The following is a 14069-nucleotide window of genomic DNA, read 5'->3' on the forward strand; positions in this document are numbered from 1 at the left end:
GATGGCCAGCTGCGATATCCTGATCTCCGGCACGGGTGGCTTCGCCGCGCGCATCGCCTTCGACATCGCTGCGACGGCGCGCGAGCCGGTCGAGGTGATCATCGCCGGGCGCAATCTCGAACGGCTGAACTGGCTGCGCACCGCCGCGAACGCGCGCGCCGCGCTGTTCGGGGCCAAGGCGCGCTTCACCACCCACGCGATCGACCTGCTGGCGCCGGACGCTTCCGACGCGCTGCTCGCCGCGACCAACCCGCGCATCGTGGTGCAGGCCGCCTCGATCCAGACCTCGCAGGTCATCGCTCAGAGCGGCAACGCCTGGACCCGCTTGGTCGCCGAGGGCGGCCTGAGCGCGACCGCAATCTTCCAGGCGCTGATCAGCGCCCGCGTCGCCGCCGCCATCATCCGCGCCGGCAAGCCGGTGACGCTGGTCAATTGCAGCTTCCCGGACGTGGTCAACGGCATGATCCGCGCGATGGGCCATGACGTCGCCTGCGGCATGGGCAACGTCGCGATCCTGTCCAACGTCTTCGCCGGCTCGGCCGCGACACCCGCCGGGGCCGAGGTCAAGGTTCTCGCGCATTACCAGAATCTCGCCGCCTGGCGCCGCCGCCCGGAGGAGCGTGGCGGGCGCGCCCCGCGCGTGTGGCTGGATGGCAGGGAAGTTGACGACGTTTACGCCCGCTTCGCTGATATCCAGCTCACGCCCGAGCCGGTGATCGAGATTTCCGGCGCCAGCGGCGTGCCGATGCTGCTGGCCATGGCGGCTGGCAAGCCCTGGCAAGGCCATGTGCCCGGGCCCGATGGCTTGCCCGGTGGCTATCCCGTCAAGCTGGTGGCTGGCAGGCTCGAACTCGACCTGCCACCCGGATTGGCCCGCGAGGAAGCGATCGCCTGGAATGCCTCTTTCGAAGCGGCCAACGGCCTCATCGTCTCGCCCGAGGGCAGGGCGAGCTTCACCGGCGTCCTCGGCGGCAGGATCGCCGGTCACATCCCCGAGCTGCGGGATGGGTTCGACGTCCTCGATCTGGAGGCCGTGTGCGAGACGCTTCTCGGCTTGCGCGACACCCTGATGCGAAGCGGATGATCCGCGCTCCGCAGCGCTTCTTATGACTGCCCGACAGCCTTCGACTGGTGCTGCCGCGCGATCAGGTTGAGCGCGTTGAGTGTCACCTGCGCCGCGAGCAGCGCCGACATGCCGCCGACATCGTGCGGCGGGCTGACCGTGTTGATGTTGACGCCCACCAGATTGAGCCCGGCGCAGGCTTCCAGCACCGCGAGGCCCTCGCGCGAGGTCGCCCCGCCCCAGGTCGGCGTGCAGACGCCCGGCGCGACCGAGGGGTCGAAGAAATCCATGTCGTAGGAGAGATAGACCGGCCGGTCGCCGATATGCGCGCGGATCTCGGCGAAGACCTTGGCGATGCCGCGCTCCAGCAGCTCCGCCAGCGGGATCACGTTGTAGCCAAGGCTGCGGCCGTATTCGCCGACGCCGGGCAGCATCGTCGTGCCGCGCATGCCGATCTGGTAGGAGCGGGTGGCATCGACGAGCCCTTCCTCCGCGGCACGGCCGAAGGCGGTCGCGGTGTTGTAGCCCTCGATCGGATAGGCGTCGGTATGGGCGTCGATATGGATGGTGACGAGATCGGGATAGACCCGGTGCAGCGCCCGCATCTCCGGCAGGGCGATCGCCCCGTCGCCGCCGAGCGTCACCGCGACGGCTCGCGTCTCGGCGATGGCGCCGACGGCCGCCTCGATCGCGACATAGGACGCGTCGAGATCGCCGGGGCTGACCTTGGCATCGCCGACATCGACGACGCCGAGCGCCTCCAGCGGGTTGATGCCGTTGACGAAGTCGAAGGCCCGCAGCAGCAGCGACTGCTCGCGGATCGAGGACGGCCCGAGCCGCGAGCCGACGCGCTGCGGATGCGTGCCGCAATCGAAGGGCAGGCCGAGGACCACCGCCTTGGCGTCGCCGATCTCGGTACGGTGCGGGACGCCCATGAAGGTCTGGGCGAGCGAAAACGGCGCCGTTGTCATCAGTCTACCTGTGTCTTTGTCGGGAGGCAGGGACGGGTGGCACGCCGCCACCCGTCAAGGTCGAGGCTCAGGAAGCGATCGCGTCCATGTAGCGGGCGAGGATCGTGGCGTAGTGCTGCGCGTACCACTCGTTGTCGACGGCGACCTGGCGCGCGAAATTCTCCGGCGAGCCGCAGTCCAGCGCCTTCATCTCGGCCGGCACCATCGCGGCTGCGGCCGGATTGACCGGGCCGTTGCCGACACGCTTGAACAGTTCGACCTGGCTCTTGGGGTCCTGTGCCGAGGCGATGAACTTCCAGGCGCCGGCCTTGGCCGGGTTGCCCTTCGGCACGATCCAGGCGCCGGGGAACAGGATGCCGTCCTCGAAGGTGAACTTGATGTGGTCGCCAACCTCCTTGGCGAGCAGCATCGAGCGCGTGTGCCAGAGATTGCCCATCACGACTTCCTGGTTGCGGAAGAGCTGCTGGCTCTCCGCGCCGGTGGTCCAGAAAATCGTGTGCGGCTTGATCTCCTTGATCTTGGCGAGCGCCCGGTCGACATCGATCGGGTAGATCTTGTCGCGGCTAACGCCGTCGGCGAGCATCGCGGCTTCCAGCATGCCCTCGATATTGTTGCGGAGCGTGCGCTTGCCGGGGAATTCCTTGACGTTCCAGAAATCCTTCCAGTTCTTCGGCGCCGGCCCCTTCAGGGCCTTGGCGTCATAGGTCAGCACGAAGGAATAGAGATAGGCGCCGACGCCCCAATCCGAGCGATGCGCGGCGCGGACCTTGCCCTGCGAGACGATCGACCAGTCGACCTTCTCCAGCAGGTTCTGGCGACCGAGTTCGATCGAGGCCGGCACGGTGCGGTCGCAGACGTCCCAAGTGACGGCGCCGCTCTCGACCATCGCCTTGATCTTGCCGGAGCTTGGTCCCGAGCCGTTGATCAGCGCCTTCGCGTCGGGATTGGCGGCGTTGAAGGGCTGGGCCCAGATCGCGTCATAGGCCGGCACGGCATCGCCGCCCCAGTTGACGACGACGATCTCGCCGGTCTGAGCATGGGCCGGCGTCAGGCGTAAGCCCGCCGGGATCGCGCCCAGCATCGCCAGCGCCTGCAGGAAGCGGCGGCGATGGACGCGCTTGCCTTCGGTCTCCCGGCGCAGGATCGCCAGGCAGTCGTCACGGAATTCCTGATGCTCTCTGGTCATGCTGGTCTCCCCTCTGTTGTCAGGCTTTTGCGGAGGCACTGCGCAGCGTCGAGATCGCGACGGCGGCGAAGGTCAGGACGATCATCACCGTGCCGAGCGCGGCGATGGCCGGGTCGATATTGTCGGCGAGCCCCTCCCAGATCCGGCGGGGCAGGGCGTTGACCGCCCGGCTGGTGACGAAGAGCGCGACGATGGTCTCGTCCCAGGAGGTGATGAAGGCGAAGGCGGCGCCGGCGACGATGCCGGCCTTGATCTGCGGCAGCACGACCCAGCCCATCGCCTGCCGCGGATTGGCGCCGAGGCTGCGCGCCGCCTGCTCCAGCCGCGGATCGACATTGGCCAGCGTGCCGGCGACGGTCAGTACGACGAAGGGCAGTCCCTTCATCGCGTGGATAAGGATCAGGCCGAGATAGGTGTCGAGCAGGCCGAGCGTGGCCCATGCCCGATAGAAGGCGACGGCATGCACGATCGGCGGCACGATGATCGGCGCCAGCAGCAGGAGACGCAGGCGCCGGGCGAGCGGCGCCCCGAGACGCCAGGCCCCGACCGCGAAGGCGACGCCGAGCCCGGTCGCGAGCACCGTTGCGCCGATGCCCACGACGAGGCTATCGACGATGCTCTTGGTCCAGCGCCCATCGGTCGCGAGGCTGCCATAGTGGCGAAACGAGATCGACGACGTCGGCAGCGAGAGATAGCGCTCCGGCGTCAGCGAGATCGGGATGATGACGAGGATCGGCAGCAACAGGAAGGAGGCCGCGAGCCAGGCGACGATCCGGTTGAGCGAGATGCCGTTAGGGGTCGAGGGGACGCTGAGCGCTGCCATGGCTATTTCCTCAGCGCCTGTTCGACATCCATGAAGCGGCTGAGCCACATCACGAGCAGGAGCACGGCGCCGAGCAGCACGGTCGCCAGCATCGCCGCCAGCCCCCAGCGCAGCGTCTCGGAGATCTGCACGCTGATGAACTCGGCCACCATGATCGTGCGCCCGCCGCCAAGGATGGCCGGTGTGATGTAGAAGCCGAGCGAGAAGATCATCACGATCACGCCCGCCCCGATCAGGCCGGGCAGGCTCAGCGGCAGGAAGACCCAGCGGAAGGCCTGGCTGGGCGTCGCCCCGAGCGCGCGCGCCGCCGGCACCAGCCGGTCGTCGATGCCGCGCAGGCTCGTGTAGAGCGGCAGGATCGCATAGGGCAGCATGTAGTGGGTCATGCCGATGATCACGCCGAGCTCGTTGCGCACGAGGCTGAGCGGGCTCTCGATCAGCCCGGTCGAGAGCAGGATCGAATTGACCAGTCCCTTCGATTGCAGCAGCGCGACCCAGGCGAAGGCGCGGATGAGGGCGCTGATCCAGAAGCTCGCCACGACGATGCCAAGCAGGATCTGGCGCTCGCGCGGCCCGCATTGCAGCAGGGCATAGGCGACGACATAGCCGATCCCGAGCGCCAGCACCGTGGTGATCGCCCCGATCCTGAGCGTCGTCCAGAGCACGCGCTGCACGGCGCCGTTTTGGGCGAGCTCCGCGTAATTGGCGAGCCCGGGCTTCGGCACGGTGAAGCTCAGCACGAGCACGTTCAGCACCGGCACGAGGTAGAACAGCGCCAGGAAGACGCAAGGCGCGAGCAGCATCAGCCAGTAGAGCCGCTCGCTTCCGCCGGTGCTGGTGGCGGCTGCCGCGCTCACGGCGAGGCCTCGTTGCCGCGCACGAGAATAGCTGCGTCCGGAGCCCAGGAGGCGACGATCTCCTCACCTTCAACGAAGCTGCGTTGCCCGGCCGGAACCGTCGCCAGCAGCGTCTCACCATCCGCCAGCCTGACCTCGACCTCGATGGAGGAGCCGAGATAGGTGATGTCGCCGACGCGGCCGCGCACTGCGCAGGAGACGGCTTCCAAGCCGATCGCCGGCGCCGCCAGCCTGATCTTCTCCGGTCGGAGCGCGGCTACGGCCGCCTGGCCTGCCTGTGCCGCGATGCCGTTCCCGTTCGCCGTCGCGGCGAAGCCGGGCATATGGATATCGACCTGCCCGTCTTGCGCGGAGGCGATCTTGCCGCGCAGGAAATTGCTCTTGCCGAGGAAGCCGGCGACGAACTCGGTCGCCGGCCGCTCGTAGAGTTCGGCCGGTGGGGCAATCTGGAGGATGCGGCCACGATCGAGGATGACGATGCGGTCCGACATCGTCAGCGCCTCCTCCTGATCATGCGTGACATAGATGAAGGTCGAGCCGACCTCGCGATGGATCGAGCGGAACTCGGTCTGGAATTCCTTGCGTAGCGCCTTGTCGAGCGCGCTCAGCGGCTCGTCGAGCAACAGCAGCTCCGGCGAAAAGACGAGCGAGCGGGCGAGAGCGACGCGCTGCTGCTGCCCGCCCGACAATTGGCGCGGATAGCGATGCGCGAAGGCCCCGAGCTTCGCCATCTCTAGCGCGGCCATGATCTTCGGCCGGGCGGCGTCGCCGGTGATGCCGCGCGCCCTCAGCGGAAAGGCGACGTTGTCGTAGACGCTGAGATGCGGGAACAGCGCATAGCCCTGGAAGACCACGCCGAAATTGCGCCGCTCCGGCGGCAGCGCGGTCACGTCGCGGCCGTCGAGCAGCATGCGCCCGCTGCTCGGCGCGACGAAGCCGGCGATGCTCATCAGGATCGTCGTCTTGCCCGAGCCGGAGGGGCCGAGCAGCGTGATGAACTCGCCGGCCTTGATCGTCAGATCGGTCGGTTCGAGCGCGACGAAATCGCCGTAACGCTTTTCGACCTTGTCGAGGACAAGCGAGTCTTTCACCGATGCGGTCCCATTCCCCGTGCCGTTCAGGCTTGGCTCCATGGTCCCGTTTTCGCCGCTTACGTCAAAAACGAAATGAGCTAAAAGGTATAAATCTGGCTTATAACTTTGGGGCGGAACGGGCTTGGATACGCGACATCTCGAAGCCTTTCGGGCCGTCATCGAGACCGGTTCGATGAGCGCCGCGGCGACCCTTCTGGCGAAGTCGCAACCGGCGATCAGCAACCTGATCACGCGGCTGGAGGACGAGCTCGGCGTCTCCCTGTTCGAGCGCAAGAAGGGCAGGTTGCAGGTCACGCCCGAGGCGACATTGTTCTACGAGGAGGCGCGGCGCACGCTCGGCGTGCTCGAGCGCACCCGGCAGGTCGCGCGCGATCTCAAGGGCCTGCGCTCCGGAACGCTCTCGCTCGCGAGCCAACCCGGCCTCGCCACCTACGCCCTGCCGCCGATCATCGCCCGGCTGCTGACGCGCTGGCCGGACGGCACGGTGCGCTTCATCACCCGCTCATCGCCGACCGTGCGCGATCTCGGCCGCATCGAGGCCTTCGATATCGGCTTCGCCGAGCATCCGATCGAGAGCCCAGCCTCGGTCATCGAGACGATCGAGGTGCCTTGCGTCTGCATGGTTCCGGCCAACCATCCACTGGCGGCCGAGCCGGTCATCACGCCGGCCCATCTCGACGACGCGCCCTTCATCTCGCTCTATGCCGACCATTTCCTGCACGAGGCGATCGAGCGCGCCTTCGCCGAGCAATCGGCCCGCCTGCGCATGGCGGTGCATGTCGAGTTCTTCGGCACGGCCTGCGCGCTGGTGATGGAGGGCGTCGGCGTGACCATCGTCGACGTGGTCACCAGCCTGCATTTCCGGAAGGTCGGGCTGGTCGCGCGGCCCTTCGCGCCGCGCCTGTCCTATCGCTATGCGATGTTCCAGCCGGCGCCGCGGCCACTCTCGCGCATCGCCCGCGAATTCGTCGAGGCCTTCCGCGAGCACAATGCTGCGCTCATCCGCGAGCACAGCCCCTACAAGGATTGAAGCCGGCGAGGATGTCCCCGCCGGCTCCGGAGTGTCAGTTCAGGCTGGCGCGCTTCATGAAGGCGCCGGCCTTCATGATCAGCGGGATGTGCCGGCCCTGGCGGGTCAAGAGCGAGAGGTCCTTCAGCGGGTCGCCGTCGACGACGATCAGGTCGGCATGGGCGCCGGCCGAAACCGTGCCGATCAGGCCTTCCATCTTCAGGAGCCTGGCCGCGACATGGGTCGCCGAGGCGATGACCTCATGCGCCGGCAGGGCGCGGCCGCGGATCACGAACTCCTCGGACTGGTACTTGTGCATCTCGCCGAGCAGGTCGCTGCCATAGGCCATGGTCAGGCCGGCCTTCTTCATGATGGCGAGCGATTCCATGCCGGCCGAGCGCACGACATCGACCTTGGCGACCGAATCCGGCGGGAAGCCGAGCTTCGGCCCGTCCGAGACCAGCTTGTCATAGGTGACGAGCGTCGGCACGGCGACGGCGCCCTTGCTGGCGGCGAGCTTCGCTGTCTCGGCCTTGATCAGGTTGCAATGCTCCAGCGAATGCACGCCGGCCTCGACGCAGCGGCGGATGGCGTCGTCGGTATAGACATGGGCCGAGACATAGGTGCCGGCCATCCTCGCTTCCTCGACCACGGCCTCGAGTTCACTGACGGAGAAACCGAGGAAATGGATCGGGTCGGTCGGCGAGGCGCAGCCGCCGTTGGCCATGATCTTGATGAAGTCGGCCCCGCCCTTCAGCTCCTCGCGCGCGGCGCGGCGGACCTGGTCGACGCCGTCGCAGATGCGGCCGAGCGCGCCGAGGCGATGGCGCTCGATCACGCTCGGGCGGTCGTCATAGCGGCCGCGGAAATCGGCGTGGCCGCCGGTCTGGCTCAGCGCCTTGCCGGAGATGACGAGGCGCGGCGTCGGGAAATCGCCTTCCTCGGTCGCCTGCTTCAGGCCGAAATCGGCGCCGCCGACATCGCGCACCGTGGTGAAGCCGCGCATCAGCATCGCCCGCATGATCCCGAAGGAGCGGGCGGTGACCAGCGAATCCGGCAGGCGGGAATTGGCGCCGAGATCGGCGACGCCGGCCACGACATGGACATGGGCGTCGATCAGGCCGGGCATCAGCGTCCTGCCCTTGAGATCGACGACCTTGGCCTTCGCCGAGGTCACGGATTTGCCGACCTCGCGGATGGTGCCGCCCTCGACGAGGACACTGACGGGCGCGCCCGCCTCCGGCGCCGAGCCGTCGACGATGCGGGCATTGGTGAACAGGGTGGAAGCCACGGGCATGTTCCTTCGGTCAGGATGCGTCGGGGAAACGGGATCAGGCGGCCTTGTTGGCGGCACGCGCAGCGAGGAAGGCGGGGACCAGCAGCGGCGCCAGCCGCTCGACCGGCGCGACATGCTCCTCGCGGTAATGATGCTCGGGCGCGAGCAGGTTGATCGTGCCGACGACCTTGCCGTCATAGATCGCGGGGATGTTGATGACGGAGCCCAATCCCATGCTCTCGATCAATTCATGGTCGAAGAAGGCCCAGCGGATGCCGGCCTTGTCCTTGCCGAGATAGGGCTGGCGTCCGTCCAGCACATGCTTGCCCCAGGGCGTCGGCCCCATCGTCTTGCGGCCGGAGAGGGGGTACTCGGCCGGCTGGTTGGAATAGATGCGCGCGACCTCCTGCCCGTCGACATAGAGCAGCGTGAACAGCTCGTGGCCGACGAGGCGGCGGGTGATCTCCTCGAAGGCCTTGAACACCGTGTCGGGCTGGCCGGGCTCCCTGATGAGGGCGGAGAGGGTGGCGAGATCGTCGGACATGGGCAGGCCTTCGGTTTAAGCGGCGGTCGGAGGGACCGGCGCCTTCGGGATGCGCTCGGGCAGGATGCCCTGCGGCTTAAGGTGCAGGACGAGGATGAGGGCGATGCCGATCAGCATTTCGCGTAGCGCAGCGAGCTGGACCGGCTGCAGGCCCGGCACCCATTCGGTGACGAAGCGCGTCGCCTCCAGGAAGATCACAACGAGATAGGCGCCGAGCACGGCGCCGCTCGGACGTCCTACGCCGCCGGCCGTGACGGCGAGGAAGATGTAGATCGTGATCAGCGGCTGAAAATGGTCCGGCGAGACATAGGACTGGAAATGCGCATAGAGCGCGCCAGCCAGCGCGGCGATCGCGGCCGAGAGCGCGAAAGCCTGGAGCTTGAAGCGCAGCACCGGCTTGCCGGCGAAGCTGGCGAGCTGCTGATCCTCGCGGATCGCCTTCAAGGCGCGGCCATAGGGCGAGGCGTCGAGCCGGCGCAGCAGCGCCCAGACGACGAGCAGCACCAGCGTGGCGAGGCCGAGATAGAAATACGCGAAGTTCTGCGTGCCAAGCTCGGCCTTGAGCGGCGCCTTGATGCCGGAGATGCCGTCCGAGCCATTGGTCAGCCAGCGCTCGTTGAGCGCGACGAGCCGGATGACTTCCGCGAATCCGAGCGTGACGATGGCGAGATAGTCGTCGCGTAGCCTGAGCGTCGCGAAGGTGACGACGAGGCCGACCGCCGCACCTACCAAGAGCGCAGCGCCCCAGCCGATCAGCACCTGCGCTCCGGCTCCCGTGGTGAGCGCGGAGGCGTAGGCGCCGACCGCGAAGAAGCCGGCGAGGCCGAGATTGACGAGGCCGGCGCCGCCCCAGATCAGGTTCAGGCTGAGCGCGAGCAGGCCGTAGATGGCGCAGAGCGTCAGGGTGAAGATCAGATAGGACAGCATCAGGCGGCCCTTTCCCCGAGGATGCCGCGCGGGCGGAAGGTGAGCATCAGCAGGATCGCGACGAAGCCGACGCCGGTGCGATAGGTCGCGGGCACGACGAGCAGCGCCAGTTCCTCGGCGATGCCGAGCATCAGGGCTCCGACGACCGCACCGGGGATCGAGCCGAGCCCGCCGAGCACGGCCGCGGCGAAGACCGAAAGCAGCACGCGATAGCCGGTCAGCGGGTCGATCGAGGTGTCCAGGCCGATCAGCACGCCGCCGACGCCCGTCAGCCCTGCGCCGAGGAACAGCGTGACGATCGCGATCTTAGCGGGATCGATGCCCTTGAGTCGGGCGAGGTCGGGATTGTCGGCAACGGCACGCATCGCCTTGCCGAACCGGGTGTAGCGCAGGAACAGGAACATCGCCGCCATGATGGCAATGGCGAGCAGTAGGCTCTGGAGCTGCTGCGGGCCGATGCGCAGGTCGCCGAAGCGCATGTCGCGCGCGATCGGCAGATCGTAGCCGCGCATCTCGTTGCCGAAGATGAAGCGGACGATATTCTCCAGCACGAGGTTGAGCGCGATCGAGGCGATTGCCACGATCAGCGCGCCGGCGTTGCGCAGGCGCTTCAGCGAGGTTTCCTCGGCGACGACGCCGACGACCCCCGTCACCGCGAAGGCGACGAGGAGCGCGGCCGGCACCGGCAACCCCATCGCGACATTCGCCCACCAAGCCGCGAAGGCGCCGATGGTGGCATAGGCCGCGATGGCGAAGTTCGGATAGCGCAGCACCGCGAAGATGGCGGAGAAGCCGATGGCCGGGACGGCGATCAGCGTCCCGGTCATCACCCCGTTGACGAGCGCCTGCAGGAGCTGGCTCACGCGATCTTCACCAGCGCCAGCTTGCCGCCCTGCACCTGCTCATAGCGGAACTGGCAGTCGGCGATGTCGCCGGTCTCGGTGAAATCGCAGGGGCCGCTGGCGCCGTCATAGTCGACCGGCTGCTTGGCAGCGATCGCCTTGAGCCCGTCGAGCGCGTTGTCGACCTTGGCGCCGCCCTGCGCCTGGCTAACCTTGCGCACGGCTTCCTTGATCGCGGTGCCGGACGTGTCGCCGGCCATGGCGATCGCCATCAGGATCAGGTTGATCTGGTCGTAGACCTGCGTGGTGTACGGATCGGGCGAGGCGACGCCGATCATCTTGACCAGCCGCGCATAGGCCTTCGAACCCTCGGCCGGCGAAGGCGCGATGGTGAAGGTCTTGTCGACCACCTCGGCCGGCACGCTCTCGACCAGCTTCTGGTTGACCGCATAGCCGAAGGCGACCTTCAACCCGCCATAGCCGGCGCGGTAGGCGTCCTTCAGCATCACGGCGGTGTCGGGCGTATAGCCGCCGAAGATGATCGCGTCGGGCTTGAAGCGCAGCACCTCGTCGATCTCGCTGCGATAGGCCGGCTTCTTGTCGTCATAGATCAGCGAGCCGGTCTCGCCGCCGGCCTTCTTCACGGCCTCGGTGATGTTGTCGAACTGGCTCTTGGCGAAGGGCGTCTGCGGCGACAGGAAGAAGACGCGCTTGGCCTTCTCGGCGGTGCAGAACTCGCCGAACTTGCGGCCCTGCAGCGTCGTGTTCGGCTGGGTGCGGATCAGGTAGCCCTGATGCGGCAACTGCGTGATCGAGTCGGCGCCCGAGACGGTCGCGAGGAAGGTCTTCGATTCCCAGCACAGCGGCGCGACGGCGGTGGTGACCGACGAGGCCCAGGTGCCGAGGATGGCGGAGACCTTGTCGACGTCGATCAGCTTGCGGGCGGCGCGCACGCCGGCTTCCGGATTGGTCTGGTCGTCTTCCGAGATCAGCTCGACCTTACGGCCGAGCACGCCGCCGGCGGCGTTGACCTCGTCGATCACGGCCTTGACCGCCTTGACCATGACCGGGCCATAGGGGCCGCCGGCACCGGTCAGCGGCGTCAGCGTGCCGATCCTGATCGGCGCGCCCTGGGCGAGCGCGCGGCCGGGCAGGGCGGAGAGGCTGGCAAGCGCGGCGGCGCCTGCCAGAAGCGTACGGCGGTCGGTCGTGAACTCGGTCATGCTGTTCCCCTGTTGTCTTGTTGGTTTGCTGTCGTTTCGGCGTCGTCCTAGCCGCCGAGGAAGAGGCGGCGGATTTCGGGATCGGTGGCGAGCGCAGGGCCCGCGCCCTCGCGGCTGTTGCGGCCGGAGACCAGCACATAGCCGCGCGTCGAGATCTGCAGCGCTTCGAGCGCATGCTGCTCGACCATCAGGATCGGCAGGCCGCCCTTGTTGAGCGCGACGATGGCGTCGAACAATTCGTCGGCGGCCTTGGGCGAGAGCCCCGCCGTCGGCTCGTCGAGCAGGAGCAGGGCAGGGGCGTTCATCAGCCCCATCGCCATGGCGAGGATCTGGCGCTGGCCGCCCGAGAGCGTGCGTGCGAGCGCCTTGCGCTTTTCGGCGAGCATCGGATAGCGCGCATACATCTGTTCGCTGCGCTCCCCGACCTTGCCCGGCTCCTGAAACCCGCTGATCTCGAGATTCTCGGCGACCGTCATCGCGCCGAAGACATTGCGCTCCTGCGGCACGAAGCCGATGCCGGCCCTGGCCCGGCCGAGCGCATTCTCGCGGGTGACGTCGCCGCCCTTGAGCCGGATCGTGCCGTCGCGCGCCTGGACGAGCCCGGCGATGGTCTTGAGCAATGTCGACTTGCCGGCGCCGTTCGGCCCGATGATCGAGACGATCTCACCGGGCGCGACCCTGAGCGAGGTACCCTTCAGAATCTGCTCGGCCGCGCCATAGCCTGCGACGATGCCGTCGACGGCGAGCAATTCGCCCTGTGCCGCGCTCAATGACGCCTCCCGAGATAGGCTTCCTGCACGCGGGTGTCAGAGGCGACCTCGTCGAACGTGCCTTGCGTCAGCGTCTTGCCCTCGGCCATGACGATGACGGGTGTGCAGAGCTTCCTGATCAGCCCCATGTCGTGCTCGATCAGGCAGATGGTCAGCCCGTCGCGATTGAGCGCCACGAGATGTTCGGCGATTTGCTCGGTCAGGCTCGGATTGACACCGGCCATCGGCTCGTCGAGCAGCAGCAGCTTGGGTTCGGCCATCAGCGCGCGGCCGATCTCGACTAGCTTCTTCTGGCCGCCGGAGAGGGCGGTGACGGGGTTGTCGAGCACATGGTCGAGCTTTAGCCGGCGCGCGATGCCGAAGGCACGCTCGGACAGCTCGGCCTCGCGCCGCTTCGCCTCCCCCGTGCCGATCAGCCCGGCGAGCAGCCCTTCGCCCGGCTGGTCGGCGCCATAGAGCATGAGGTGTTGAAAGACGCTGAGCTTGGGAAAGCCGCGCGCGAGCTGGAAGGAGCGGACGAGGCCCGCCGCGACGAGCTTCTCCGGCGGCATCCCGGCCGTCTCGGTTTCGCCAAGCCTGACGGAGCCGGCCTGCGGCCGGTAGAGCCCGGAAACCGCGTTGAACAGGGTCGATTTGCCGGCGCCGTTAGGGCCGATCAAGCCGGTGAAGGAGCCCTGGGGCACCGCAAAATCGACGCCGCGAAGCACCTGTACGCCATAGAAGCCGAGCTTCAGCCCCTGGATGGTCAGTGCAGCCGTCATGCCGTCGCCGTCTTGCGCGCGCCTTGCACGGCGGCTGGTTTCATCGGGAAATGCTGGCGCACCTGCTGCTTCCAGAAGCGCTGCATCCCTTCGTAATAGGCGGGGTCGTTGGGGCGCAGCACGGTCTGGCTGATCATGCCCCGGAACAGGCACATCGTCGCGTTCATCACCGTGCGGGTATGGTCGGGGTCGGTGCCGGCGCGTGCGGCAAGCGCGGTCCAGATCGCATCGAGCCCGGCGTGGAATCCCTTGACCAACGGGATGAGGTCGGCGCGAAACGCCGGGTTGTGGCGGGCTTCCGGCAGGTATTCCATGGTCACATAGAACAGCCGGTCGTCCATCATCCGCCAGATGTAGTCGACGATCTCGTCACTGGAGCCGCCGCGCTCGACGAAATCCTCGGCGAAGCGATGCAGGTCGCGCGTCGACTTGCCGAGCAGGTCGGCGACCGAAGCGGTGATGATCGCCTCGCGGCTGGCGAAATGGTGGGTCAGCGCCCCGCGGGACACGCCGGCCATGCGCGCGATTTCCGGGGTCGTGGTTCGGGCCAGCCCCTGGTCGTGCAGCAGGTCGATGGTCGCGTTCATCAGCCGCGCGGATGTCTCCGCGCTGCGCTCCTTCTGCGATCGCCGCTTGCCGGTACCGCTCATCCCGACCCCGCTCCCATTGACGATGGGGAAACGGTGCGACTCAACTTACAAACAGTCAAGACTGTTTTTTGAT

At 67.5% G+C, this 14069-nt stretch carries 15 protein-coding genes; 2 read left to right on the top strand and 13 right to left on the bottom strand.

Going from position 1 to position 14069, the window contains the following annotated elements; all coding sequences use genetic code 11:
* Position 1 precedes the first annotated feature (1 nt).
* Positions 2-1084, top strand: coding sequence for a hypothetical protein (locus NUV79_RS04555; protein ID WP_257731890.1), 1083 nt, complete (start codon positions 2-4; stop codon positions 1082-1084).
* 20 nt (positions 1085-1104) lie between these two features.
* On the opposite strand, the gene NUV79_RS04560 is transcribed toward NUV79_RS04555, so the two are convergent.
* The 5 genes from NUV79_RS04560 to NUV79_RS04580 form a co-directional block, all read right to left on the bottom strand.
* Positions 1105-2034 carry an arginase family protein gene (locus NUV79_RS04560; RefSeq protein ID WP_257731891.1) on the bottom strand — a complete coding sequence of 310 codons (930 nt, stop codon included), beginning with the start codon at positions 2032-2034 and terminating at the stop codon, positions 1105-1107.
* A gap of 67 nt (positions 2035-2101) precedes the next feature.
* Positions 2102-3220 carry an ABC transporter substrate-binding protein gene (locus NUV79_RS04565; RefSeq protein WP_257731892.1) on the bottom strand — a complete coding sequence of 373 codons (1119 nt, stop codon included), beginning with the start codon at positions 3218-3220 and terminating at the stop codon, positions 2102-2104.
* A 19-nt stretch (positions 3221-3239) separates the two neighbouring features.
* Positions 3240-4043, bottom strand: coding sequence for an ABC transporter permease (locus NUV79_RS04570; RefSeq protein WP_257731893.1), 804 nt, complete (start codon positions 4041-4043; stop codon positions 3240-3242).
* A gap of 2 nt (positions 4044-4045) precedes the next feature.
* Positions 4046-4900: an ABC transporter permease gene (locus NUV79_RS04575; protein ID WP_257731894.1), complete on the bottom strand. Its 855-nt coding sequence runs from the start codon at positions 4898-4900 to the stop codon at positions 4046-4048.
* A complete protein-coding gene (locus tag NUV79_RS04580; protein ID WP_257731895.1) occupies positions 4897-5991 on the bottom strand; it encodes an ABC transporter ATP-binding protein in 1095 nt (364 codons plus the stop codon). The genes NUV79_RS04575 and NUV79_RS04580 overlap by 4 nt, the downstream gene beginning before the upstream one ends.
* Before the next feature lie 124 nt (positions 5992-6115).
* On the opposite strand from NUV79_RS04580, the gene NUV79_RS04585 reads away from it, so the two are divergent.
* Complete coding sequence (locus NUV79_RS04585) at positions 6116-7024, top strand: LysR substrate-binding domain-containing protein (protein ID WP_257731896.1); 909 nt, start codon at positions 6116-6118, stop codon at positions 7022-7024.
* 34 nt (positions 7025-7058) lie between these two features.
* On the opposite strand, the gene NUV79_RS04590 is transcribed toward NUV79_RS04585, so the two are convergent.
* From NUV79_RS04590 to NUV79_RS04625, 8 genes are read right to left on the bottom strand one after another with little or no spacing between them, the layout of a single operon-like run.
* Positions 7059-8294 (bottom strand): metal-dependent hydrolase family protein, encoded by a 1236-nt coding sequence (locus NUV79_RS04590; protein WP_257731897.1) that lies wholly within the window; start codon positions 8292-8294, stop codon positions 7059-7061.
* A 40-nt stretch (positions 8295-8334) separates the two neighbouring features.
* A complete protein-coding gene (locus tag NUV79_RS04595) occupies positions 8335-8823 on the bottom strand; it encodes a GAF domain-containing protein (protein ID WP_257731898.1) in 489 nt (162 codons plus the stop codon).
* A gap of 15 nt (positions 8824-8838) precedes the next feature.
* The gene (locus NUV79_RS04600; RefSeq protein WP_257731899.1) at positions 8839-9750 is read right to left on the bottom strand and encodes a branched-chain amino acid ABC transporter permease; all 912 of its coding nucleotides are present in this window, start codon (positions 9748-9750) and stop codon (positions 8839-8841) included.
* Complete coding sequence (locus tag NUV79_RS04605; protein ID WP_257731900.1) at positions 9750-10613, bottom strand: branched-chain amino acid ABC transporter permease; 864 nt, start codon at positions 10611-10613, stop codon at positions 9750-9752. Before NUV79_RS04605 ends, NUV79_RS04600 begins: the two co-directional genes overlap by 1 nt.
* Positions 10610-11815: an ABC transporter substrate-binding protein gene (locus NUV79_RS04610; protein ID WP_257731901.1), complete on the bottom strand. Its 1206-nt coding sequence runs from the start codon at positions 11813-11815 to the stop codon at positions 10610-10612. The genes NUV79_RS04605 and NUV79_RS04610 overlap by 4 nt, the downstream gene beginning before the upstream one ends.
* A gap of 47 nt (positions 11816-11862) precedes the next feature.
* Entirely contained in the window at positions 11863-12585 is a 723-nt protein-coding gene (locus NUV79_RS04615; RefSeq protein WP_257731902.1) for an ABC transporter ATP-binding protein, read from the bottom strand.
* Entirely contained in the window at positions 12582-13346 is a 765-nt protein-coding gene (locus NUV79_RS04620; RefSeq protein ID WP_257731903.1) for an ABC transporter ATP-binding protein, read from the bottom strand. The genes NUV79_RS04615 and NUV79_RS04620 overlap by 4 nt, the downstream gene beginning before the upstream one ends.
* On the bottom strand, positions 13343-13996 hold the full coding sequence (locus tag NUV79_RS04625) for a TetR/AcrR family transcriptional regulator (protein ID WP_257731904.1): 654 nt from the start codon (positions 13994-13996) through the stop codon (positions 13343-13345). The genes NUV79_RS04620 and NUV79_RS04625 overlap by 4 nt, the downstream gene beginning before the upstream one ends.
* Positions 13997-14069 lie beyond the last annotated feature (73 nt).

Origin of the sequence: Allobosea sp. 47.2.35, from assembly GCF_024655635.1 — a bacterium.
In the GTDB taxonomy this organism is placed as follows: domain Bacteria; phylum Pseudomonadota; class Alphaproteobacteria; order Rhizobiales; family Beijerinckiaceae; genus Allobosea.